Annotated in this window: 19 protein-coding genes and 1 riboswitch; of the genes, 10 read left to right on the top strand and 9 right to left on the bottom strand. The window is 47.7% G+C overall.

What is annotated here, in order from left to right:
* Positions 1-86: 86 nt before the first annotated feature.
* On the bottom strand, positions 87-1,556 hold the full coding sequence (locus AC5W2J_RS13220; RefSeq protein WP_496059925.1) for a DUF7309 domain-containing protein: 1,470 nt from the start codon (positions 1,554-1,556) through the stop codon (positions 87-89).
* A gap of 103 nt (positions 1,557-1,659) precedes the next feature.
* Between AC5W2J_RS13220 and AC5W2J_RS13215 the strand changes: the two genes are divergently transcribed.
* Both AC5W2J_RS13215 and AC5W2J_RS13210 read left to right on the top strand, forming a co-directional pair.
* A complete protein-coding gene (locus AC5W2J_RS13215) occupies positions 1,660-2,493 on the top strand; it encodes an AAC(3) family N-acetyltransferase (RefSeq protein ID WP_496059924.1) in 834 nt (277 codons plus the stop codon).
* Between the two features lie 54 nt (positions 2,494-2,547).
* A complete protein-coding gene (locus AC5W2J_RS13210) occupies positions 2,548-3,231 on the top strand; it encodes an alpha/beta fold hydrolase (protein ID WP_496059923.1) in 684 nt (227 codons plus the stop codon).
* Here the strand turns inward: AC5W2J_RS13210 and AC5W2J_RS13205 are convergent.
* Entirely contained in the window at positions 3,219-4,112 is an 894-nt protein-coding gene (locus AC5W2J_RS13205; RefSeq protein WP_496059922.1) for a LysR family transcriptional regulator, read from the bottom strand. The two genes, AC5W2J_RS13210 and AC5W2J_RS13205, sit on opposite strands and share 13 nt — an antisense overlap.
* A 186-nt stretch (positions 4,113-4,298) precedes the next feature.
* On the opposite strand from AC5W2J_RS13205, the gene AC5W2J_RS13200 reads away from it, so the two are divergent.
* From AC5W2J_RS13200 to AC5W2J_RS13175, 6 genes are all read left to right on the top strand, one after another.
* On the top strand, positions 4,299-6,479 hold the full coding sequence (locus tag AC5W2J_RS13200) for a malate synthase G (protein ID WP_496059921.1): 2,181 nt from the start codon (positions 4,299-4,301) through the stop codon (positions 6,477-6,479).
* Positions 6,480-6,615: 136 nt separating this feature from the next.
* Complete coding sequence (locus tag AC5W2J_RS13195; protein WP_496059920.1) at positions 6,616-7,335, top strand: FadR/GntR family transcriptional regulator; 720 nt, start codon at positions 6,616-6,618, stop codon at positions 7,333-7,335.
* A gap of 1 nt (position 7,336) precedes the next feature.
* Positions 7,337-8,632, top strand: coding sequence for an FAD-binding oxidoreductase (locus AC5W2J_RS13190; RefSeq protein ID WP_496059919.1), 1,296 nt, complete (start codon positions 7,337-7,339; stop codon positions 8,630-8,632).
* A gap of 1 nt (position 8,633) precedes the next feature.
* Complete coding sequence (locus tag AC5W2J_RS13185; RefSeq protein ID WP_496059918.1) at positions 8,634-10,016, top strand: (Fe-S)-binding protein; 1,383 nt, start codon at positions 8,634-8,636, stop codon at positions 10,014-10,016.
* A 5-nt stretch (positions 10,017-10,021) separates the two neighbouring features.
* The gene (locus AC5W2J_RS13180; RefSeq protein WP_496059917.1) at positions 10,022-11,476 is read left to right on the top strand and encodes an FAD-linked oxidase C-terminal domain-containing protein; all 1,455 of its coding nucleotides are present in this window, start codon (positions 10,022-10,024) and stop codon (positions 11,474-11,476) included.
* Between the two features lie 30 nt (positions 11,477-11,506).
* Positions 11,507-12,262, top strand: a complete 756-nt coding sequence (locus AC5W2J_RS13175; protein WP_496059916.1) for a fumarylacetoacetate hydrolase family protein — start codon at positions 11,507-11,509, stop codon at positions 12,260-12,262.
* A gap of 37 nt (positions 12,263-12,299) precedes the next feature.
* Here AC5W2J_RS13175 and AC5W2J_RS13170 read toward each other — a convergent pair whose 3' ends face one another.
* The 6 genes from AC5W2J_RS13170 to AC5W2J_RS13145 all read right to left on the bottom strand — a co-directional run bounded on the left by AC5W2J_RS13170 (position 12,300) and on the right by AC5W2J_RS13145 (position 21,129).
* Entirely contained in the window at positions 12,300-12,905 is a 606-nt protein-coding gene (locus AC5W2J_RS13170) for a hypothetical protein (RefSeq protein ID WP_496059915.1), read from the bottom strand.
* A 63-nt stretch (positions 12,906-12,968) separates the two neighbouring features.
* Positions 12,969-14,165, bottom strand: a complete 1,197-nt coding sequence (gene hmpA / locus AC5W2J_RS13165; RefSeq protein WP_496059914.1) for an NO-inducible flavohemoprotein — start codon at positions 14,163-14,165, stop codon at positions 12,969-12,971.
* Between the two features lie 145 nt (positions 14,166-14,310).
* Positions 14,311-16,044 (bottom strand): allophanate hydrolase, encoded by a 1,734-nt coding sequence (locus AC5W2J_RS13160; RefSeq protein ID WP_496059913.1) that lies wholly within the window; start codon positions 16,042-16,044, stop codon positions 14,311-14,313.
* A complete protein-coding gene (gene uca, locus AC5W2J_RS13155; RefSeq protein ID WP_496059912.1) occupies positions 16,044-19,661 on the bottom strand; it encodes an urea carboxylase in 3,618 nt (1,205 codons plus the stop codon). Before uca ends, AC5W2J_RS13160 begins: the two co-directional genes overlap by 1 nt.
* A 29-nt stretch (positions 19,662-19,690) precedes the next feature.
* A complete protein-coding gene (locus AC5W2J_RS13150; protein ID WP_496059911.1) occupies positions 19,691-20,344 on the bottom strand; it encodes an urea amidolyase associated protein UAAP2 in 654 nt (217 codons plus the stop codon).
* Positions 20,345-20,382: 38 nt separating this feature from the next.
* Positions 20,383-21,129 (bottom strand): urea amidolyase associated protein UAAP1, encoded by a 747-nt coding sequence (locus AC5W2J_RS13145; protein WP_496059910.1) that lies wholly within the window; start codon positions 21,127-21,129, stop codon positions 20,383-20,385.
* Positions 21,130-21,208: 79 nt separating this feature from the next.
* A riboswitch (guanidine-I (ykkC/yxkD leader) is annotated at positions 21,209-21,334 on the bottom strand.
* Positions 21,335-21,712: 378 nt separating this feature from the next.
* On the opposite strand from AC5W2J_RS13145, the gene AC5W2J_RS13140 reads away from it, so the two are divergent.
* Positions 21,713-23,053 carry an APC family permease gene (locus AC5W2J_RS13140; protein WP_496059909.1) on the top strand — a complete coding sequence of 447 codons (1,341 nt, stop codon included), beginning with the start codon at positions 21,713-21,715 and terminating at the stop codon, positions 23,051-23,053.
* 132 nt (positions 23,054-23,185) lie between these two features.
* Entirely contained in the window at positions 23,186-24,172 is a 987-nt protein-coding gene (locus tag AC5W2J_RS13135; RefSeq protein ID WP_496059908.1) for a DUF4003 family protein, read from the top strand.
* Positions 24,173-24,233: 61 nt separating this feature from the next.
* Here AC5W2J_RS13135 and AC5W2J_RS13130 read toward each other — a convergent pair whose 3' ends face one another.
* Positions 24,234-24,890, bottom strand: coding sequence for a histidine kinase (locus tag AC5W2J_RS13130; RefSeq protein ID WP_496059907.1), 657 nt, complete (start codon positions 24,888-24,890; stop codon positions 24,234-24,236).
* Positions 24,891-24,991 lie beyond the last annotated feature (101 nt).

Below are 24,991 nucleotides of genomic sequence, written 5' to 3'. Positions count from 1 at the left end.
AGTAATGACATTTATATACTATAACTATCCCGCTTTATAAATAAAAAAACAAGGCTCAGATATAAAAATCTGCCTTGTTTTTTTTATTATTTGGACTGGGCCATCTGCTTCATCAATTTCTCCATTGGAGGGAGTTTGGATGTTAAATACACTTCGACTCCAATTTGTTTAGCGACAGGCATGAGTATGTCACAGATTTCCGGATCAGCGGCTAAAATCTGGGAAGGGCGTCCTTTTAAATGGTTAAAAATAATGTTTACTAGTTTATTCTGCAGGTACGCTGCTCTTTTTAAGAATGGAAATTCTTTATGGTCAATCATTTTTTCGTTATTTGCGTTAAACCAGATAGAGCTTTCTACAAGCAGTGGACGCTCTTCTTCTTCGCTTTGAAGAGCATTGGGAAGTGTAAAAACACCGAGCGCAAGTTTTGTTTTAATCTGCGGCTGCTTCTGGAGGCGGGTCATTGTCCACTGGTCTACTTTCAACCCTCCGGTATAGCGGAGAGGCTCGTCTGAAGACGTAAAAGGAAGCTCGGTGTCGACCCATTCGCTGCCTGTATATAGACGGGCCCGGCGCTGTCTTTTAGACGTTTCTTCGAGGAAGTTCTCGTCGTTTCGAACGTGATCATCAATGACAGCGGCCTGTTCAAGCACTTTCGCCATAAATACGGCTTCCGAAGAAGTTAAAAACCACGGATAGTAACCCGGCAGCATGCTGCGGATAACGGGCCATTGCTGTCCTTCGCCAAAGGAAGCACCAGCTTCTTCAATAATGCGGGCATCGTCTGTTTCCAGGTCTTCTTGTCTGTCAAACGTTAGAATGATGCACTTTTGATGTAGTGCCTGGTAATTATTTCCGTGAAGAAGGCTGTAAAGAGCGTCTTTGCCTTCTTCTCCATGATAGACGGCAATCCCGTGCACGCTGGTGTTTCCTTTCAGGATGCTGCAGTAAGCTGTTTCGTCCGTCTGTTCATCCCGGACAATAAAGATTTCCTGGTCTTCGATCCGCTCCCATGGAGCGAGGCGATGAAATGTTTTTGCTTGTTCGAAGAGGTTTTTCCATTCGGATGCAGTTGCCTGCTCAGCCGAAGGAATACCTGGTACAGCAATGTTTTTGCTGCTGCCGGACGTCACGCCTTGGTTGGATGCTGCCTGCAGGGAGGCAAATGCTTCATTCAAGCGGTGTTTTTCTTTTGTTTCATTGAACTCTTCGCCGTGCTGTTCTAAAGGCTTTGTTACTTTAATGCAGAGCGGGTATGTTTTTTTTGAATCTGCATCCACGATTTTTTCAAGTTGAACGAGGTAGCCGGCTGCGCTGTCTGCGTCTGATTCGTAAAGCGCCTGGTCTTTTTCTTCTTTCAGAACAGAAGCCAGGGAAGCTTCGTGATCAAGCGGCGTATTTTCTATAGAAAAAGTATAAGAAGCTTTCTCTTCAAGCAGAAAGCTGGTTGCTATAATAGAATGAACATCGGCAAGTGGTGTTTGGCCGTCAAGCTGAACACGTCTCCAGACAGGAGGCTTGCTCTGCTTTAGTTGCAGTTTTAATTGATAAATCATAAAAAGAACCTCCATTTTGTTAATATCTATACTTTCTGGTCTTTCTCACGGTAAAATAAAAGACACACAGCATTAAAAATACCACAACCACCGGAGGTTCACAATGACTGAAAAGATAGATACGAAAAAAAGGCTCCAAACGAGAGAGTCTCTTATAGAAGATATGCGCTCCATTGGAATAGAAGAAGGGATGACGCTGATCGTCCATTCTTCTCTTTCCTCCATTGGATGGGTGAGCGGAGGTGCTGTGAACGTCATACTGGCACTGATGGATACGGTAACCGAAGAGGGCACCATTGTGATGCCGACCCAGACCCCGATGCTGTCTGATCCGTACGAATGGAATGATCCTCCCGTCCCGGAAGAATGGCATGCCCGCCTGAAAGCGGATATGCCGGGATATCATCCGGCTTATTCTCCTTCATCCGGTATGGGGACCATTCCTGAAACCTTCCGTACCTTTCAAAATGTCAGAAGAAGCAGTCACCCGGCGGTTTCTTTTGCTGCCTGGGGGAAAAACAAAGACGTTCTAATGGAAGGCCACCCCCATGATTTTGCTCTTGGAGAAAACAGCCCCCTCGGAAAGTTATACAAAGCAGGTGCGTATGTGCTTCTGCTGGGAGTGGAATTTGACAGCAACACAAGTTTTCATCTGGCTGAATACCGGATTACCTACCAGGATAAGATAAAAACAAGTCACCCGGTCATTGAAAATGGAGAAACCATTTGGAAAGCCCGGGAAGATATTGAATTCAGGGAAGAGTTATTTGTGGAGCTGGGAGCAGATTTTGAAAAAGAAGAGGACGTAGGGTTTGGCAAAATCGGCTCTGCCCATATCAGGCTTTTTAAAATGGAGGACTGCGTCAATTATGCGGTTCGCTGGTTTAAGCAGAAGGATAAAAAAACAAACAAAAAACAACAGAAAAGAAGGCAGTAGGATGAACAAAAACTGTTTTCACGAAAGCGTCTGCTTATTGGAGCTGTTGTTATAATGACAGCTGCAGCCGTCGCATTGTTTGTATACCTGCGGCCCTATCCACCGGATGCTGCAGCCAGGGAAAGTATGACAGAATGGGCTGCCTTGGAAGAAGATAGCTGGATTGTATTTCAGGCAGAACAGGAACAGGGTCCTTCGGTTATTTTTTATCCGGGAGGTCTTGTGGAGGAACAGGCTTATGCTCCGCTGGCTCAGGGACTGGCGGAAGAAGGATTCACAACATACATTATGAAAATGCCTTTCAATCTGGCCGTGATGGCCCCAAACCGGGCAAATGGTGTCCTCGAGGAGAATTCGGACAAAGCATTTGTTATTGGCGGCCACTCTTTAGGAGGCTCTATGGCATCAAGGTATGCAGCTGAAAACGAAACGGCAGTGCAGGGCGTCTTTTTTCTTGCTTCGTATCCGGATGAAGGCGGCCGGCTCGATCAAACCGGCCTTCCCGTTTTAAGCATCACCGCCGAACAGGACGGCGTACTTAATCAGGGAAATTACCATGAAGCGGCGGCTTATCTGCCGGACACTACTGAGTCCGCGAACCTGGCAGGCGGCAATCATGCCGGGTTTGGAAGCTACGGGCCGCAGAGAGGTGACGGTGAAGCCTCTATTTCTTCAGCGGAGCAGACGAGCCAAACAGTGGATATCATGCAAAGCTGGCTGACCGGTCAAGTCGAGTGAACCAGATGATTTTGGGACATAGAAATGAATTCCCGAACGGCAAATGCCAGGTACTTATCTCTTTTCCAGATCATGCCGAGCTCGAGGTGTAAATTGGAGTCATGCAGAGGAATGGCAGCAATCTGTTTTTGGTGAATATCCCGGCAGATTCTGCTTGGGAGAAGCGCTACGCCAAGCGTTGCTTCGACCATGTCGACCATAAAATCTTTCTGCGAGCTCTCACAGACAATATTGGGGGAGAAGCTGTACTGTTCACACTCTTCAATAATCCGATCATACAAAGAGAAGTCGTTTCGGTATAAAATAAAGCGTTCGTCTGCGAGTTCCTCTATAGCAACAGAAGCACGGCCTTCGAATTTATGGCCGATAGGAACAATCAGCATTAAAGGATCTTTCAGCAGCTTTTCCATCTCGAAATTTTTCTGTTCGACCGGCAGGTTGCAGATCAGGCCGATATCAAGGGTTCCTTCATCCACCCCCTGTTTGATGGACTTCGTGCCGACCTCGGTCAGGAGAAGATCAATGGAAGGATGGGCTTCCTTATAACGGCTGACGAGCTGCGAAAAAAAAGCAGCCCCAATAATAGGCGGAATTCCGATGCGGATTTCGCCTTTTTTTAATTCAATAATGTCGCTTAATTCTTCGTTCATATTGTCAAAGGCTTCCAGTACTTTTTTGGCATTCACCAGTACTGCCTTTCCGGCATCGGTTAATTCGAGTTTTTTAGAATAGCGGTAAAATAAGGGCACGCCTATTTCTTCTTCAATATGCTTGATAGCTTTGCTTAGAGAAGGCTGGGAGATGTGGAGAGAAGCAGATGCTTTTGTGAAATTAAGCTGCCTGGCAACTTCCGAAAAATATTTCAAATGTTGAATATCCATGTTGTTCTCTCCTTTTAGAAATCGCTTTCTTTCTATTATAACGTGTATTCAATTCTTTTCTATAGCCAAAAGGCATAACACGTATTCCAGATAAGTATTTTTACAAAACAGCGCTTTCATATACAATGAATATAATCAGAAAATAAAATATATTATCGAATAAATTCCTGAAGGAGGAATGTATATATGCAAAATTACCAGAAAATCGGACGACTCCAGGTGGCTTCTGAATTATATGAATTCGTTAACAACGAGGCACTTCCCGAAAGTGGATTGAACCAGGATACGTTTTGGAAAGGCTTCGATGAACTTCTTCATGATTTAATTCCGGAAAATAAAAAGCTTTTGGAAACAAGAGAAGAGCTTCAGAAAAAAATTGACCACTGGCATAAAGAAAACGGCCGGGGGGATTTTGGAAGATACAAATCATTTCTTGAATCAATCGGCTATTTAGAGCCGGAAACAGATGATTTTAAGATCAGCACAAGCAATGTGGATGAAGAAATCACCAAACAGGCAGGACCGCAGTTAGTGGTACCGGCCGACAATAAACGATATGCGGCAAACGCAGCAAACGCTCGCTGGGGAAGCCTGTACGACGCTTTATACGGTACCGACGTGATCAGCGATGAAGACGGAGCTGAAGCCGGATCAGACTACAATCCAAAGCGCGGGGCCAAAGTAGTGGAGTACGCAAAGTCGTTTCTCGATAAAACCGTGCCGCTTAAAGGCGCTTCCCACACAGATGCTGTGCAGTACAGCATTTCAGGAAAGAGCCTGAACGTAAAACTGGAAAACGGAGATACCGTGCCGCTTGAAGACGAAAGCCAGCTTCAGGGCTACCAGGGTTCTGCCGATGAGCCGACTTCGATTCTCCTTAAGCATAATAACCTGCATGCAGATATTCAAATTGACCGCAGTCATCCGATCGGCAAAACCGATGGGGCCGGCGTAAAAGACGTTGTGCTGGAATCTGCGACGACAACGATCATCGACTGCGAAGACTCAGTAGCTGCCGTAGATGCAGAAGACAAGACAAACGTGTACAGCAATATTTTAGGCCTGATGAAAGGTACGCTTACCGCTGAATTTAATAAAGGCGGAAAGACGATGACGAGAAAGCTGAATGCAGACCGGGAATACACGTCTCTGGACGGTGGGAAAATGAGTCTGCACGGCAGAGCACTTTTATTCATGAGAAACGTAGGACATCTCATGACAACAGATGCAATTCTGGATGAAAATGGAAATGAAGTACCGGAAGGCATTATGGACGGCGTAATCACAAGCCTTGCCGCCAAGCATGACGTTCTCGGTACCGGCGAACTGCACAATTCAAGAGAAGGATCCGTTTATATCGTTAAGCCGAAAATGCACGGTTCCAAGGAAGTGGCATTTGCCAATAAATTGTTCGAACGCATTGAAGATCTGCTTGAATTAAAGCGCAATACGTTAAAGATCGGCGTCATGGACGAAGAACGCCGCACGACCATTAACCTGAAAAACTGCATCAAAGAAGTAAAAGAAAGAGTTGTCTTTATCAATACAGGCTTCCTCGACAGAACGGGCGATGAAATTCATACATCAATGGAATGCGGGCCAATGATCCGCAAAAGCGAAATGAAATCGTCCATCTGGCTTGGCAGCTATGAAAAATCAAACGTTGATGTAGGACTGGGTGCAGGCCTTAAAGGCAGAGCACAGATTGGAAAAGGAATGTGGGCGATGCCTTCGCTGATGGCATTGATGCTTGAACAAAAAAGCGGACAGCTTAAAGCAGGCGCGAACACAGCCTGGGTTCCTTCACCGACAGCTGCTACCCTGCATGCTCTTCACTACCATGAGGTAAATGTGCACGACGTGCAGGAAGAGCTTGCCGGACGAAATGAAGATCATAAAGATAACATTCTTACTATTCCAGTTGATAAACAGGCCGCCTGGAACAGAACAGAGATCCAGGAAGAACTTGATAATAATGCCCAGGGACTTTTAGGTTACGTTGTACGCTGGGTAGAACACGGTGTTGGCTGCTCGACGGTGCCGGATATTAACAACGTCGGCTTAATGGAAGACAGAGCGACCCTCCGTATTTCCAGCCAGCATATGACAAACTGGCTGCACCAGGGCATATGCACGAGAGAGCAGATTGAAGAAACGCTGCTCCGCATGGCCAAAGTAGTGGATGAGCAGAATGCCGATGATGCGGAGTACAGAAATATGAGTGATGATCCGGATCAATCGATCGCTTTCCAGGCTGCCCGTGATCTTGTGTTTAAAGGAACGGAACAGCCAAGCGGTTACACGGAGCCAATTCTGCACAGAAGACGCCGTGAAGTGAAAGAAGCGCTTGTAAGCGGAAGAAAATAACAAATAAAAAGGATCACGTGGTTAGTGATCCTTTTTTTACACGATCTATAGAAAGCCGGTACCTGCATCGTAAGGATCGGCTTTTCTTTTCAACATAGGTTGTCTGATATGTGATAACAAAGAAAGGAGACTGATTATGGAGGTGGAAAAAGTTCCCGCTGTCCACATTTCGGAACACGTTGCGGCCGAACTCGAAACCCAGATTCAAACCGGCACGTTCGAAGCCCACGAAAAACTGCCGTCCGTCCGAGAGCTGTGTGTCCTGTTTGAAACAGGAAGGTCCGCTGTACGTGATGCCATTTCGACTTTAAAAGGAAAAGGGCTTGTCTATGTGAAAAAAGGAGAAGGTACTTTTGTTTCTCCTTTTGATGCAGCAAAACTGTTTCGTTCCGGTGTTCTTCTTCCAGACCAGCAGGCAATTCAGGAGCTGTTTCAAGTAAGAAAAATGCTGGAAACGGAAATGGTGAAAGAGGCAGCGAGCTACCGGACGCCCAGGCAGGCAGACGAAGTAGCCGAAGCTGCAAAAGCGATGGAAGCAGCACTTGGTCCGGACAGCTGGGAGCTGGATTACGCCTTCCATCAATCAATCGCCAAAGCCGCAGGTAATACGATTCTTGTGCAGCTGATGGAATTTCTATCGTCCACGACAAAAAAAGCGATGATTGATTTTCATCTGTATTTGGCAGCTGATCCGGCTTCCTCTCAAAAAATTATTGCTCAGCACGCTGACATTGTCCGCTGCATTCAAGAAGCGGATCCGGAAAGTGCGCGTCAGGCGATGGTAAAGCATTTGTCGTACGTCGAACAGAAGATGCAGGAAAGTATTCTATGGGAAGATAAGGAAAGGAGTGTTTGATATGGAACTTGAAGAAGTGGTATCCCCCCAGCAGATAACAAAAACAGAGCAGGCCCACGCACTTGGTAATGGGGGCGATCATACCGTATATCCCGAAACAGAAGAAGAAATTGCCCGGATTCTAACCTATGCAAGTGAAAACCAGAAAAGTGTATCGATAATAGGCGGAGGCACCAAGCGGGGATTCGGCGGCACAAAAGACAATGACGATATTCTGCTTTCCCTTGAAAAATTTGCCGGCGTAATTGAGCATGTTCCCGGTGATATGACGGTTACAGTGAAGCCCGGGACAGTGATGAAAGACATTCAAGAGTTTTTGGCAGGCCATAACCAAATGATCTCGCTTGACCCGGAATGGCCGGAATATTCGACGATCGGAGGCATTGTGGCAAGCAACAACAGCGGCCCGAAACGGTTAAAGTACGGCTCTGCCAGAGACCATGTGATCGGAATGCGGGTCGTTTATCCGGATGGAAGGATTACCCGTACCGGCGGAAAAGTCGTTAAAAACGTCGCCGGCTACGACATGAACAAGCTGTTTGTCGGCTCCATGGGAACGCTCGGTGTGATTTCAGAGATTACGCTGAAGCTTCGTCCGCTTCCGAAACAGGAAAAGCTCGTACTGCTCTCCTTTTCTAAAGACCAGTGGGAAAAGCTTCGTCCGTTTACGGTTGGTTTTCTGGATTCCACGCTGGAACCTGTCTCGCTGGAACTGATGAATCCTGCTTTATCGAAAAAATTAGCCGGTATAGAAAGCTACACGCTCGCAGTTGCCTTTGAAGACGTTGAAAAAGCGGTCGCGTTTCAGGAGAACTGGCTGGCGGAAAACAAACCGGCAGAAATGAGCATGACTGTCATGGAAAAAGACGAAGCTGCTTCTTTTTGGAAGCGTTTCACGGAGTTGTCACCTAAAGAGCCATCGTCCACTTCTGACATTAAAGCGTCTGTAAAGACAGGCAGTAAAAATATGGACGTGTTTCATTTAATGGTGGAAACCGATCGTCTGCATCAGGAGAGCGGAGCTTCCGTTTATGCGCACGGCGGACTCGGTCATGGTGTGGCAAAGATGTATATAGAAGGTCCGGAAAGTAGTGTCACGACAGCAATTAAGAGTATTCGGGAGAAGGCAGAAGCATTAGGCGGGTATGCTGTCATTACCCATCTTCCGCTTGCTGTACGCCGTCAGATCAGCGTATGGGGAAATCAGCCGTCCTATTTCTTTTTACTAAGCGGTATAAAAAAACAAGCAGACCCTGAGAAAGTATTGAACACGGGTCGATTTGTCGGAGGGATATAAAATGAGTATGGCAAAAGATTACACAATGGAAAAGCAGCCGGCCTGTTCGACAAAAAGCTTAAGCAACTATTTCCCGGAAGACCATCCTGATCCAGCCAAATGGGATGACTGTGTTCACTGCGGCATGTGTCTCGAAGCATGTCCCACCTATTTAGAAACCGGTCAGGAGCAGCACTCCCCAAGAGGGCGCGTGCATTTAATTCACGCCGTTGCTGAAGGGGAAATCAAGATGGATCAGTCGTTCTCGGACGCTGTCTTTACCTGTCTGGACTGCCGGGCCTGCGTTACCGCCTGTCCGGCGGACGTGGAAGTCGGCGGGCTGATTGAAGAAGCCCGGGGTCAGATCCGGCGGGCGGAGCCGCTCACCGGCTGGAAGAAAGCCTTCAGTTCCACCATTTTGGAAAAGCTGTTTCCACACACGAACCGCTTAAATAAAGTCGGCGGCCTGCTCCGCTTTTATCAGGGCAGCGGCCTTCAGTCCCTCACACGGAAATCCGGGGCGATGAACCTGATGCCTGATCATCTTTCCGGCATGGAAGCCATTATGCCTAACGTCGGTCATCCTGTTCGTGAGAAATACAAAAACATGCCGGTTATTCCTGCGAAGGGCGACGAAGTCAAAGGCAGAGTAGCCTTTATGACAGGTTGTATCATGGACGTCATGTTCAGCGATATTAATGACGCGACCATCGATGTTCTGACGCATAACGGCAGCGAAGTAGTCATACCGAAAAATCAGACCTGCTGCGGAGCGCTTCATGTGCATGCAGGCGATCGGGATTCCGGGCGCAAGCTGGCGAAGCAGAATATTGAAGCATTCAGCGATTCCGATACGGTTGTAATTAATTCAGCAGGGTGCGGATGCGCGCTGCAGGAATACCCGGAACTATTTAAAGACGAGCCGGCCTGGAAAGAAAAAGCTGAAGAATTTTCCGAAAAAATTCAGGATATTTCAAAGTACTTGTACGATACAGGGTATGAGAAACCGCAGACTGAAATGAAAACAAGAATTACCTATCATGATGCCTGCCACCTTGCCCATGGGCAGGGAGTAAGAGATGAGCCCCGTCAAATCCTACGGGACATTCCAGGGGTGGACGTGGTAGAGATGCCAAATGCCGATACGTGCTGTGGAAGCGCCGGCGTGTACAACCTGACAAATCCTGATATGGCCAATGCCGTCCTGGATCGGAAAATGGAAAATATACCGGAAAATCTGGAAATGATCTCGATGGGGAACCCAGGCTGTATGCTGCAGATGGCGATGGGCGTACAGAAATACGGCAGAAGCGAGCGTATTGTCCACACCATTCAACTGCTGGACTGGGCTTATAAAAAACAAAAAGAAGAACAGCGGCAGTTACAAACTTCTGGAAAGGGGTAAATGGCATGCAGTTAATGAGAAGAAAAAAGAAAATCAGTGCAAACCAGGACCATCATATTGAAGCATTCTTTAAGATAGTCGGAGAAAAAGAAGTGCTGTTTGAAGATGTCGACATGCTTTCCTATAACTGCGATGGCTTCACGATTCATCAACATTCGCCGAAGGCCGTCGTGTTTCCAAAAAACACAAGGGAAGTAGCGGAACTTGTTAAATATTGTTCTCAAAACGACCTGCCTTTTCTGGCCCGTGGTGCCGGAACAGGGCTGAGCGGAGGTGCAACACCGCTCAATAAGGAAGTAATCATCAGCCTTGTGAAAATGAAAGGGCTGCTGAGTGTCGATTATGAAAATCGAAAAGCAGTCGTGCAGCCGGGCTATGTGAATCTGCACTTAACCAATTCCATTTCCAGTAAAGGCTATTACTACGCGCCGGATCCATCCAGTCAGTATGTATGTACAATTGGAGGGAACGTAGCAGAGAATGCCGGCGGCGCCCACTGTTTAAAGTACGGTGTTACAACCAACCATATTCTCGGCCTTGAAGTAGTCATGCCAAACGGAGACATTATTTCGATTGGGGAAGACGGCGTGCCCGACTCCCCCGGGTATGACCTGCTCGGCCTTCTTACCGGCTCGGAAGGGACGCTTGGTGTCGTCACAGAAATCACAGTTCGTATTTTAAAGAATCCTGAAATGAAGCAGACGGTGCTGGCTTACTTCGACCAGGTGGAAGACGGCAGTCGTGCCGTATCAGACATCATTTCCGCAGGCATTGTGCCGGCGGCATTGGAAATGATGGACCAGACGGCGATAGAAGGGGTGGAAGAGGGATCGTTCCCTGTCGGACACCCCCGGGATATTGCAGCGCTGCTGTTAATTGAAGTAGATGGAATTGCCGCTGGTATTGACGAGCAGATTGAAGAAATTCTTGCCGTCTGCCGGAACAATCACGTCAAAGAAGTGAAAGTGGCGGAAGACGACGCGGAACGCGGCAGATGGTGGGCCAACCGTAAGACCGGGTTTGGAGCGATGGGAGCCATTTCCCCTGACTATCTGGTCCAGGATGGTGTTATTCCAAGAAGCCGTCTGCCGGAAGTGCTGGAACAGATCAATGATATCAGCCGGAAGTACGAACTGCGTATTGCCAACATCTTTCACGCAGGGGACGGCAATCTTCATCCGCTGATTCTGTTTGATTCCAGAAATCCAGGAGAAACCCAGAAGGCGGTAGACGCCGGATCAGCTTGTTTGAAAGCCTGCTCTGACGCGGGTGGATCAATAACGGGAGAACATGGAGTAGGGATTGAGAAGATTGAAGAAATGCGGTTTATCTTTTCGGATGAAGAGATCGAAGCACAAACGAGAATCCGGGAAGTATTCAATCCGGGCAATTTATTGAACCAGGGCAAGCTCTTTCCGATGCCCGGCCGCTGCCTGGAAGTAAAAAAAGCTGTACAGTAACAGAACCCTAATAAATGGAGGCAGAATACGATGAAACTATGCAGATATGAATACCAGTCGAATCACTATTATGGAGAATGGACCGAAGAAGGACTTAAGCCGTTTAAAGGGGATCTGTTTTCAGGAAGAGAAGCAACCGGAGAAACACACGGGCATGCAGATGTTACCCTGCTGGCCCCTGTAGAGCCGGAGAAAATTATCGGCATTGGAGCCAATTATGTAGGAGACAAAAAAGATCTGCCGGATACACAGCCGGAGATTCCGGTCTTCTTTTACAAGCCGGCCTCCTCATTGATTGGTTCAGGAGCGGAAGTCCGCATTCCGGAAGGCGTGGATGAGATTAAGTTTGAATCTGAACTGGCTGTAGTCATTGGAAAGCGAACGAAAAACATCGAAGAAGATGAGGTGCTCGACAGCATTCTCGGCTATACGGTAGGAAACGACGTGACGGCCCCGCAGTTTTTCCATGAAGCCGGGCACTGGACCGTGGGTAAATCATTTGATACGTTTACACCGCTCGGACCGGCGATTCAGACGGATTTAGATCCGCTCAATGTGTACGTGAAAGCATTTGTGAATGGAGAAGAAAAACAAAACAGCAAATCCGATCTGATGATCGTTTCTCTAAAGCGGATGGTGTCTTATCTTTCCAAAGTGATGACGCTTGAGCCGGGTGATGTGATTTTAACAGGAAGCCCGCTTGGCGCAGAATTTGTGAAAAAAGGCGACAAGGTGGAATGTACGATTGATGAAATAGGCACACTGGAAAATACGTTTACGAAATAGTAAAAAGCCGCTCCTTTTAGAGGGAGCGGCTTTTTTATCATCGTTTTCTGGTGTTTCTTGAACGCATACGGGAGTGGTCATCACGTTCTCGTTCATCTTTGTCCCGGTTTCGCATTGTTTCTTCCTGGGCCTGTGTCCGGCCCTCCTGGTCTTCCTGCTTTTCTTTTGAATAATCCGAGCGCTGACCGTGCCAGATCAAATCAAAAATAGCCCGGCCGTTCGAGGGCTGGCCGTCGGGAAGGTAAACGGGAAGAGCGTCAAACAGTACAAAATAGAATACATAAAACAAGAACTGGTTCCAAAATCCCCAGTCCGGGAGGATTCCTCCTATAATCAAGCTGTTGATGGTAACAGCTACTATAATATTGCTCAGCATAGGAGAAGCATAAATCAAACCGTGCCAGAATTTTTTATCCGGGTTGATTTCATCGTATTCAAACCAGCTGTACATGAAGAAATAGCGGCGGACTTCAATCGTTTCGGTTCGGAACAGCACGGGACCGCTTCCTACCGTCAGTTTCTTATTGGTAGCGCCGAGCAGGCTCACGACTAAATAGTAGCCGGACTCCCGGATGATGGAAACGACAGGAAGGATCACAAGGGCGGAAAGCAGCAAATAAAAGAAATCAATTAATGTAAACACAAACAGTACAACTCTCTTTCCTTCTTCATTCTATGCATTATCTTAACATAAGAAGGATGGAGATTAAGAAACAGGGACGAAGTTTTCGGTAAAAATGTCATGCCGGCCCATTTCATGAAGACAGGAGACAGCCGCTTCCACAAAAGCAGGAGGTCCGCAGATGTAGCAGCGGGTATCTTCCTGCGGCAGGGCGGATTGAAGTGTTTCCGGCGTAAGCGTCGTTTCCGTTCCGAAGTGAGCAGAAGACGGGTGGTCTGCTTCGGGAGCTGTATACAAAGTCAGCGCCTGGGAAACGGGAAGTTTTTGGACGGCACTGCTGATTTCCTGTTGAAAAGGATGACGGCTGTGGTTTTTGGCAGCATAAATAAACGTAACAGGAGCTCTGTAGGAATCAGGCAGGGACTTTATCATACTGACAAGCGGTGTCAAGCCGGAACCTGCGCTGATGAAGGCAATAGGTTTGTGATCGTCCGTCTGAAGCACAAAGGAGCCATATGGAGCAGACAGCTCGATATGCTGTCCAGCCGCTGTCTGTTCATGCAGATAGGAAGAAACGATCCCATCTTCTTCATGCTTGACCGTAATTCTATAGCAGCCGGTTCCGGGAGCGTCAGACAGGCTGTAGGAGCGTACATGTGTGTATTCTTCTCCGGGGATGGAACAGCGCAGACTGACGTACTGGCCGGGCAGGAAAGAAGGCACGGGGGAGGCGTCGGCAGGCTGAAGGTAAAATGACTTCATTCTGCTGCTTTCCTGTACAATATCGACCACCGTAAAGTCTTTATAACCTGTCCATTCTTTAGGTTCTTCGGCTTTTGTTTCGTATAATTTCTGTTCGGCCTGAATAAAAATAGCAGCGACGGTATCGTAGGTTTCGGTCCATGCGTTTAAAATATCGGGTGTGGCATTTTCCTGAAGCACGTCTTCCATCGCTTTGATTAAATAATGGCCGACGATTGGATAATGTTCCGGCTTCACGCCGACGCTGGCATGTTTTTGGGCTGTCTTTTCCACAAAGGGCTCCAGTATTTCAAGACGGTCTACGTAAGAGGCAGCGGCATGCAGAGCCTGCGCCAAAGCTTTTGGCTGGGCGCCGGTTGCCTGATTGGTATGATTAAACATGTTCAGCAGCTCCGGATGGGCTTCAAACAGCATAGCGTAAAACTTTGTCGTAATGGCTTCTCCATGCACAGCCAAAACCGGGGCGGTGCTTTTTACAATATCAATCGTGCGGGTGGAAAGTGTTCCTTGAGTCGTCATAAAATGCCTCCTTTTAATATGTATATATAATACATATTAAAACAGTTCCTTATGTAAAACACAACGTCTCAAAGAAAACGTACGATTTTCGACAAACATAAGAAAAGCCTGCCGGTCTGTTTCACGTGAAACAACCGGCAGGCTTTTAAAGAGATATAGAACTGCTCTGATAGGCTTTCCAGCTCCCAAAGGAGGTGATATCTTTTCCATACTCAGCGGCATCTGCCTCGCAGATGAAGCCGGGGGTGAAGGTTCCATCTTCCAATTCTACTTTGCCGATTCCAAGCGGGGAGGGAATGCCCGCTGTAAATGAGCCCAGCTGATCAAGCGGCATGCTCCATAGCTCCAGTGCAATGGGAGAGCCTCCCTTTTCGGAACGAATCATGCCGGGCTTAGCCGGGGATCCCGGTACTTCAACCAGCTTGTAGCTGGAAGCGGACATTGTCTCTTTTACAAAATACGCTTCGTGGGAGATCATCTGTTTTTCAAGCGGAAATCCTCTCATATGCAGGCCGCACACAGCAACCATTACTTCCGGCCGGCTGCTGCAGCGCTGTATTTCTCTCGAGGCGCCAACCAGAAGAGAGTCATTATCCTGACTGGAAAATACCGTGATGCCGAAAGGAAGGCTGTGATCTGCAAAAGGCTGGGGAAGGGAAACAGCACATAACTCAAGCAGATTGCAGTGGTTGGTATAGCGTCCCATGTCACTGTTCGTCTGAATAGGATTTTCCCTTACGTCGTTTCGGCTCCATGTTCCGCCGGCGGTAGGCAGGATAAGTACGTTGTTTTGCAGCAGAGCCTCTGCTTTTCTCGTATAGGCCTTAAGCTGATGCCTGGCTTGAAACAACGCAGCAGCAGTGTAATCAGGATTCGTGCCGGAACGGAGTACTTTTTCGGTAACAGGCAGGAGAGCCCCGGGATGGGAGTCTGCAAATCCGCCCAGTTCCGCCCAACGCTCTGCCACGAGCGGTCCGTCATATAAAACAGCGGCGGCATCTTCCATAAATGCTGTAGATACATACTTGATCGGAAGACCGGATTGTTCCAGTGCGGCCACCGTGCGCGTCCATGCCTGGCGGTATTTTTCGGCAAAGGGCCCGAAAAACGCCGGTTCTTTATCCGGGAGCAGGTAAGACTGCGGCTTTGTTTCTGATAAAGCAGGGGTGGACCGCGACCATGAATCTGTTTCATCGAATCCGCGAATAACCGAGTCTACGAGAGAGGCGTCTTCTATCGTATTCGTGAATACGGTTAGACAGTCGATGCTTGCACAGGCCGGCACAATGCCGCTTACAGGCCAGGCACCTAAGCTTGATTTCCATCCGACTAAATTATTTAAGGCGGCAGGCACCCGTCCGGATCCGGCCGTATCTGTTCCTAAAGAAAAGAGAGTTTGTCCTGCTGCGACAGAGACAGCCGAGCCGGAACTCGATCCACCGCTGATTAAATCAGGATCCCAGGCATTTTTTGTCTCCCCATAAGGACTTCGTGTGCCGACCAGTCCGGTTGCAAACTGATCGAGGTTCGTTTTCCCGACAGGGATTGCTCCTGCATCGATCAAACGGGCAGCGGCTGTGGCATGCTTTTCAGGTATATAGCTGTATGCTTCGCATCCGGCAGTTGTCGGAACACCGGCTAGATCAATATTGTCTTTTAAAGCAAAGGGTACTCCCCATAAAGGGGCTTCTTCTATCGGCAGGTCCTTGAGTCTGTCCAAATAAGGCTGAATAAAGGAAAGGGAAGGGGGAGTAATCCAAATGTGATAGGATTCCTCCTCGCGGGCCTGGCTTATCAGCTGATCAATTAGAGATTCCGGAGCTATTTGTCCGGACGTATAGGCTTTTCTTAAGGCAGCAATAGATTGATAAGCATGCATTAAACAGAAACCTCCTTTTTTTCGGTGATCCCTAAAATAGTTTGTCCAGGATGGACTTCATCTCCCGGCTTGATCGACAGGCCGGTCACATATCCATCACAGGGAGCTTCGATGATAAATTCCATTTTCATGCTTTCTTCTATAATAAGCGTTTCCCCCTGCTTTACTTCGGATCCGTCCTCGACTAATACTTTCCATACACTGCCGGGAATGGAGCAGGTGACAGGAGACGTCCCTTCCGGCAGTCCTTCAGCGGGCTGCTCGGTCTTTACATCCTGTTCAGACACGTATTCTGCCAGGCCCTGTTCCTTCCAGCGCTGTCGTTCTTCCTGGAAGGCTTTCTGCTGATGCTGTTTAAATTGAACAGCACCGGATTCTACAGTTTGTAAGTCTTCTATATACTCTTTAAGAGAAAACGTTGTTTCGGTAATATCTGCTTCAAACCGGCCGCGCAGGAAGTCCTCCCGAAGTTCGAGCAGTTCATCGGCGCTGACCGGGTAATATTGAATCTGATCAAAAAAGCGGAGCAGCCATGGCTTGCCGGGTTCAAAGCTTTTTGTTTCGCGGAATTTGTTCCACATTTGAATGGTGCGGCCGACAAACTGATAGCCGCCCGGTCCTTCCATCCCGTAAACGCACATATAGGCTCCGCCGATGCCCACGGCATTTTCAGGTGTCCACGTACGAGCCGGGTTATACTTTGTCGTTACGAGCCGGTGCCTTGGGTCCGTTGGGGTGGCCACTGGTGCTCCAAGATAAACGTCCCCGAGCCCCATCACGAGATAGTTGGCATCAAACACGACGTCTTTTACGCTGTTAATGCTGTCGAGACCGTTGATTCTGCGGATAAATTCCAGATTATCGGGACACCATGGTGCATCCGGCCGGACATTCTGCTGGTACCGTTCGGTGGCAAGCTGGGTGGACGGATCATCCCAGGAAAGCGGAAGCTTCACAATCCGCGATGGAATTGTAATATCTTCTAAAGCGGGAAGCTGCTTATCGAGTTCCAGCACTTTTTCACAAACCTGCTGGACATTATTTTCCAGTGGATTGATGCGGATCTGCAGAGAACGAATTCCCGGCGTCAGGTCCATGATAGGAAAATCCTCTTCCTGGCGGATTGCTTCCATCAGCACCTGCACCTGAAAACGAAGCAGCAGATCGAGCTCCATTTCCCCGTATTCGACGAGTACATTCTCATCCCCGCTGCAGCGGACCGTTATTGGAAAGCGTCTGCCTGAAGTTTCACGGGCAAGAATAGGGTAATTCGGATCAAACGAATGTTTATCAAAAGATAGTACAGGTAAAGTATGGGAAGATTCTTCCTGAAGCGTCTTCAAATAGGCTTCCTGTTCCAGGCGGAGGGTCTCTGCCTGATCAAGGGTTAACAGCTGAAAGCGGATTGTATCTCCGGCATGAAGCTGGCCGATTTTCCAAAATTCTGCCGAGGCTGTCGTGACAGGACAGACAAATCCGCCGAGGCTCGGGCCATCCGGGCCTAGGAGAATAGGCATATCTCCTGTAAGATCCAGTGTCCCTACCGCATAAGCATTATCATGAATGTTGGAAGGGTGCAATCCCGCTTCGCCGCCATCTTCTCTTGCCCATAACGGTGCAGGGCCGATCAGCCGGACCCCGGTTCTGGAGCTGTTAAAATGAACCTCCCACTCGGTGTCTTCAAGCTGCTTTAAGTAGGCTGGAAGCAGAAATTCCTCCGTGCAGTGTGGTCCGGGAACGACTCCGATTGTCCACTCTTTTTGAATAGCCGGTTTTTCTGAGGCTGCTAAAGGTTCACTGACAGCAGGAAGAGTATTTCCGTTTACACGCAGCACGTCTCCTGCACGGAGAGCTCTGCCGCCGTGGCCGCCAAATCCGCCCAGTGTGAACGTAGAAGCACTGTTCAGCGTCTGCGGCATGTCAAACCCGCCTGAAATAAGCAGGTACGTACGCATGCCTGTTTCGGCCTGGCCGAAGGAGAGGACCTGTCCTTTTTCCGCAAAGGTCGGATGGTACAGGCTGATCTTTTTTCCGTCGAGTGCCGGCTGCATATCGGCACCTGTTATACAAAACCACATAGCTTCACGAAAGCGATAGGACCCGCCTTGTAACGTCAGCTCCAGACCGCTTGCTTTTTCATCGTTCTGCAAAAGCTGGTTGCCGATTCGAAAGGAGAGAGGATCCATCGGACCGCAGGGAGGAACGCCTACATCCCAATGGCCGACCCGTCCCGGCCAGTCCTGGACCGTTGTCTGAATGCCGCCGTCTATTACTTCGAGTGCCATCTCGGAAGGAGAAAAGCTGTTTAACAGCTGGGTATGAACTTCTCCCTGCTGAAAAGCAGGCTCCTGCAGAAGGCTTTTTATATAGAGAAGATTGGTTGTTACGCCGTACATTTTGGTTTCAGCCAGCGCGGCGCTGAGCTGTTGAATCGCGCTGTTCCGGTCTTTGGAATGAACGATAACTTTAGCAAGCATTGGGTCATAGAGCGTAGTGACCTGAAGACCGTCGCGTACCCAGCATTCGTTACGGGCGAGAGAAGACAGCTCAACCCGGTCGATCTGACCGACGCTCGGACGGAAATCATGAAAGCTGTCTTCGGCATAGACACGCGCCTGTATGCTGTGGCCCTGAATCGTAATAGGAGGAAAGGCAGGAAGTTCGCGAGCAGCTTCGAGAATCATCCACTCCACTAAATCAACGCCGGTTACTTCCTCTGTCACACCATGTTCTACCTGTAGTCTGGTGTTCATTTCAAGAAAATAAAATGCTTCCGAATCAGGGTCATACAGAAATTCAACGGTGCCGGCATTCTGATAGCCTGTAGCAGATGCCAAACGTTCAGCAGAAGCAGCCATTTCTTTTCTAACCTTCTCTGAAAGCAGGGGAGCCGGAGATTCTTCGACTACTTTTTGGTTCCTGCGCTGAATGGAGCAGTCTCTTTCTCCGAGAGAAACGACGTCTCCTTTCCAGCTTCCGAAAATCTGTACTTCAATATGGCGGGCAGAAGAGATGTATTTCTCCAGAAACAAGCCGCCGTCGTTAAAGTTATTTTCCGCCAGGTGGGTTACGGCATCAAAAGAAGAAAGCAGGCTGTCTTTGTCGCGGCAGATTCTCATGCCAATACCGCCTCCGCCGGCGGTGCTTTTCAGCATAACAGGATAGCCGATGTCAGCGGCTGCAGCGACCGCTTCTTCTGCATGCTCCAGCAGATTCGTGCCGGGAAGAAGAGGAACGTCTGCGTTGGCAGCGGCTTCTCTGGCAGAATGCTTTAAGCCAAATAATTCCATCTGCCCGGGAGTAGGTCCGATGAAAGTAATTCCTTTCTCCTGACAGGTTCGGGCAAACTGAGCATTTTCACTTAAAAATCCGTAACCCGGATGAATTGCATCGGCGCCTGTATCAAGAGCAGCCTGAAGAATGGTTTCCGGATGCAGGTAGCTCTCCTGGGCGTTTCCTTCTCCAATAAAAACTGCTTCATCGGCCTGGTCCACGTGAAGGCTGTCCTGGTCGGCTTTTGTATAGATAGCGACGGAAGGAATCCCCATTTTTTTCAATGTCCGTTCGATTCGTACCGCGATCGCGCCGCGGTTGGCAATGAGTACTTTTGTAAACATAACGCAGTCTCCTTTCTTCTATTGATGAATTAGTTATTCCAGATGGTTACTTCAATCGGGGTGGGGTTGTAATCGTTGCACGGATTATTAAGCTGTGGACAGTTGCTGATTAGTACAGTTGTGTTAGTTTCTGCCTGCATTTCCACGTAATAGCCGGGGGCTGAGACGCCATCTTCAAAGGTAAGGCCGCCTTCCGGCGTAATAGGAACGTTCATAAAGAAGTTAATGTTCGGAGCCAGGTCTTGTTTGGAAAAGTGACTGCCCCGTTTCGATAATTCGTACATAAATGTATCGCGGCAGTTATGCATCGCTTTTTTCTCATGGGCATAGCGGACCGTGTTGCTTTCTGCAGAGCAGGCTCCTCCTACAGTGTCATGCCTGCCGACCGAATCAGCGGTAATCGTGAGAAGCGGCCGGCCGGATTTTGCCCGGAGAACCGAGCCGGTAGTAAGGTAGATATTTTTCTGGGCGGTGACCGTTTCAATCGCACTATAGCTGTCTTCCGGATTTAAGGCGTCATAAAAGAGGGTGTCTGCCGCCTGGTTGCCTTCAAGGTCTGTAATTCTGAAAACCTGCCCGGGTTCTAAATCGTACATCCAGCCTTTTCCGGCTGGAATCGTCCGCGTATAAACGGCATCTTCTATTTTTCGGTGGCTGGTTGTTACTTCTTTTGCTTGTGTCACTATCGATCATCCTTCCCAGATAATTGAATTTTCCAAATTTATTTAGTGGAAACAGGAGCAGCAATAAAACCTTCAGCAAGCAGGTGCGCTTCCCATGTGTTTTCATATGCACGACGGTTTTCTTCGCATAAGTTTAAACAAATATCATTTTCGGCTACCGGCTCAGCAGCACCCGCTTCAAGCTTTACAGGGACCGAAGGGTAGACGGTGGACGTATCAAGCGGGTGGGGCGTATTTGATAAGACGATAAGCAGGTCCATTTCGGTCCGGAACGTAACGGCTTGGCCGGCCCCGGCATTTTCTTGATGAAATACCATGCCGCCTCCAGCCTCGACGGCTGTTTTTGAAAAAACATTCAAGACAGGAACCGTATCCCGCATCGTCAGACCATTGCGGAACAGCTCCATGGAAAAATTCTCTTCTCCGCTGCGATAACGATCGTTCCGCTCGGATTGATAGGTTGTTTTTCCAAATTGGGCATCCGTCCAATCGGTTTTAGAAAAGCCGCCAAAAGGATCATGCCACCCAGTGTCATCCTCGATAATACCGGCCATTGCTCTGCCGTTGTCGCTCATCAACACATGTCCTTTCGTTAAATGGGAGGTGTGCTGAGCTTTCAGCGTATCCGGCATATTGTAGCGTTCTGTCCGATCATGAGCGTTGAATAGAAGCATAGATACATTAGCGGTGCTTTCTGAAGCGGTTAAGCGGAACAGGCTGCCTTTTTTAACAACCCCCGACCATTTTTCCCCGGCTTCCAGTGACTTCGTCCAATAATTATTCATCATTGTTTCCTCCTTTAAGATTCATAAGCCTTATTCAGCAGGTGGCTGAAAGGTAATAAAAAAAGCCTGAGAGAATTTAATCTCCCAGGCTTTTGTCCGTCCGTGTAAGCCGCAGCCCGTGTGATCCGGCTGTGCCCGCTTTCTCTCGGACCAGCCCTGCCAGCAGTGAAGCGAAGCTGACAGCGGAACCCTAGAAAGCATTTGTCGCCCCTCAATGCCTTAGGCAAGGAGGCCTTTATGTTATTTTTGAGGATCGCTATGTGTGCGGTGTATATAAAAAGTGTAGTAGAGGCTGTTTGGAAAGACAACGCTTATGTGAGGTTATATAACATACTTTTTAGAATAGTTATCTCAGACACTCGAGTCCGATTATTTTTGCTTGGAGCTTGTAGAAAAATGAAAGCCACCAGCTAAAATAGGTTGATAGATTTTCTGCCAGGGTTGTTGATTAAAACAAAAAGACTCCAGAGAATGAACATCATCAAGCACAACCAGCCCGGCCGGCTGACGTTTTAGTTAAAGGAAATGATATATTGGAATAATTTAATCGATGGAAATGATCCCAACAGAAAGAAGGAAAACAATGGCTGAAAGAGCTGAGTTGAAACGTACATTAACATTATGGCAGGTTGTTTTTATGGGTCTGGCCTGGAACACACCGATGATTTATTTTTCCGTATTTGGAGTAGCTTTTGAAGGGTCTTCGGGATTTTTAACTCCGGCCTACATTTTTGCAGTTGTTGCGGTTATATTTACTGGAACGAGCTATGCTATTATGGCTAAAAAAATTCCTATCTCCGGTTCTGCCTACACTTTTGCCAAAAAAGCAATTCATCCTAATGCCGGTTTTTTAGTAGGGTGGCTGCTTTTGTTTAATTACTTATTCGCTCCTATTATTGCCTGTATCACCTTTGGTGTTTTCCTGAATGCACAGTTTCCGGGAATTCCGGCTCCGGTTTGGATTATAGGCTTAATTGTGCTGCTGGCAGCGATTGCGGTAATGGGCATCAACTCTTCTGCTAACTTGAGCGGATTGTTCGTTATTATGCAGATCGTGTTTATTATTGCCTTTTGTATTATTCTTATCCGCGGCCTGTGGACAGGGGAAGGAGCGGGGGGGCTGTTCTCGATTCAGCCTTTTGCCGGGGACCTGACGGTTCCAATTATGCTCGCAGGAGCCTCCGTCGTTATCTTCTCGTTTCTCGGCTTTGATACGATTACTACACTGTCCGAAGAGACAGTAGACCCACAGAAAACGATTCCAAGAGCGATTTTTATTATGATCGGCATTATCAGCGTGCTTCATATCAGCAGTTCGTATTTGATCCAGCTCGCCCAGCCCGCGTTTTCGTTCGTGAACATAGATTCCGCGGCGATGGAGCTCATGGCGCTTATTGGAGGCAGCGCATTGAATGCTATCTTTATGACCGTTTTAATCGCAGCTATTTTCACGCAGGGGCTGGCCTCGATTACTGCCGTTTCCAGACTGCTTTACGTCATGGGAAGAGACGGCATCCTGCCTGAAAAATTATTCGGATACATTCATCCACGATTTAAAACGCCGGTGTTCAACATTGCCCTTGCTTCGGTGCTGTCCATTCTCGCTTTATTTATCAGTGTGGATGCGGCGCTTCGTTTCGTTAACTTTGGAGCCCTTACTGCCTTCTTCTTTGTGAATATATCCGTTATTGCCCTGGCCATCCGCCAGAAAGAAACAACGACCCTGTACCAGCGTGTGTTCTATATTGGAGTGCCTGGTATAGGAGCCTTTATTATGCTCTGGCTTTTGTTTCTTCTCGATCCGCCGACGATTGTTGGAGGGCTGGTCTGGGTAGGGGTGGGGCTCATTTATATGCTTTATCTGACCAAAACATTTACAAAGCCGCTTCCCGGCACTGCCAAGCAGCCCGTTATATTAAAATAATAAAAAGGCCTCTTCCACTGGGAAGGGGCCTTCTTTCTGCCGGCATTTAATCGAGGGAGGTACTGTTTAGGTTTGTAAAGCAGTATAATGGTACATGAGATAGAGACAGAGATGCGGAAAGGGTGACATCGCATGGAGAACAACTTAATGAACAAGCTGGAAACCTATGAAAAGTACTATATGATTCTAAAAAAAGAACTAAAGTGGCAGGTAGTGGATGCAAGAGTACTTATGCTGATTTCTTCCATGTACGTTGTACGGAAAAAAGAACTCGACGTCGATCGGTTTAAAGAAATTGCGGAGTACATGAAAAAGAAAAAAGGCGTTTTCAGTGCTTTAAACGGCGCCCAGGTTTATGTAGGAGCGGCTACGCTCGACATTCGCTTTGACGATCCTGAAGACAAGTATCATGAATGGATGGAAGTCTATGATCAATTAGTGGCCGGTTCTTTTCAAAGAGGAAGCTTTACGTATATTTCCGCTCTTCTGGTGATCGATTTGAAAAAAGAAGCAGACAGCAGAATGGATCTGATAAAAAGATCCAAGCGTGTATTTGACTTAATGAAAAAAGACCATATGTTTTTAACGTCCAGCTCGGATTATCCGATTGCGGTGCTTCTGGCTGCGTCGCCGGTAGAAGAAGGACCGCTGATGGTGAAAATTGAAGAGTTGTACCGGAATTTGAATGACAAAGGTTTTAAAAAATCCAATGAACTGCAGATGCTGAGCCATATTCTGGCCCTGCGTGATAACGAAGACACCGATATTCTCGTAAAACATGCCATAGATGTAGTCGTTACCCTGGAAGCCCAGGAAAAGAAGGTGCGGCCGGTTCATTATCCGGAAGTGGGAATTATGGCATTGGCCGAAGAAAAAGAAATGCTCGCTGATTTTATTGTGAGAATTGAAAAAACATTGAATGACTCCAAAGAATTTAAATGGCATAAAAAAATGAACTTTACGATTGCCGTGCAGCTTTCGGTCAGTGAGTACGCAGAAGAAGCTTCTATTATAGAAACGACTGTCCAGACTTCGCTGGAAAGTATTCTGCAGGCCCAGCAGGCAGCTATGACAGGCGCCATGGTTGGTGCGGTCGCTTCTGGTTCCACCAACAGCTGAAGGTTTTTCCGCCTGAAGTAAAAAAAGACGAAACGCCGCAGCGTTTCGTCTTTTCTTTTTCCTATACTTCGAGTTTTTCTCTTTCCGTTACATAGTCTTCCGTTACATGAATTTCCAGCATTTCGCCGTCTTTCATAAACTTAAAGGTGCCGTTATTAAAGTCGGTACCGGTTTCTTTAAAGAAAATGCCTTCGTACTGCGCGTCGTTTGTATGGTTAAAGCTGATCTTATATTGATCTCCATCTCTTACAAGGTAAGCGTGGCAGCCTTTTTCATAATCTCCGTCATGATCTCTAAGTTCTCTGGAAACAGAAATGATATGGAGGTCGATAAACGGAAGCTCTTTTAAAAGAATATTAACAAAAGATCCTTTCGTGATTTCTTCCCAGCGGCTTTTGGCGGTCTGGCCGATAATAATCTGGGTGATGCCTTTTTCTCTGGCGACTTCTCCGATCACTTTAACGACAGGGCGTTTTTCGTTGTCTTTCAGAATAAACTCGGTTGCCCCGTACTCTTCTGCAAGCTTCTTCCAGCTTTCAATATACTGGCTCTTTTCGTGGTCCAGGTTATCGGCGGGAGCAGGGTCAATTGATACTATATATAAAGGACAGTCAAGACGGGAAGCTATTTTGCATCCTCTGCGTATTAACTTGGCGCCATTTGGCCCATAATAAACACAGACTAGAATACTTTCATCCATTGTACCTTTACCGGTCATGATCCTTCACCTCGTGTAAATAAATTCTTGATTATTGGTAAAGCTCTTCCATAGGCTACTCCTCGCCGTGAGTTTTGTCAATTAATAATTAGAGGTTTTTT

It is taken from the genome of Sinobaca sp. SA16-1 (assembly GCF_059510515.1).
This window is presented reverse-complemented; position numbering and strand designations above follow the sequence as displayed.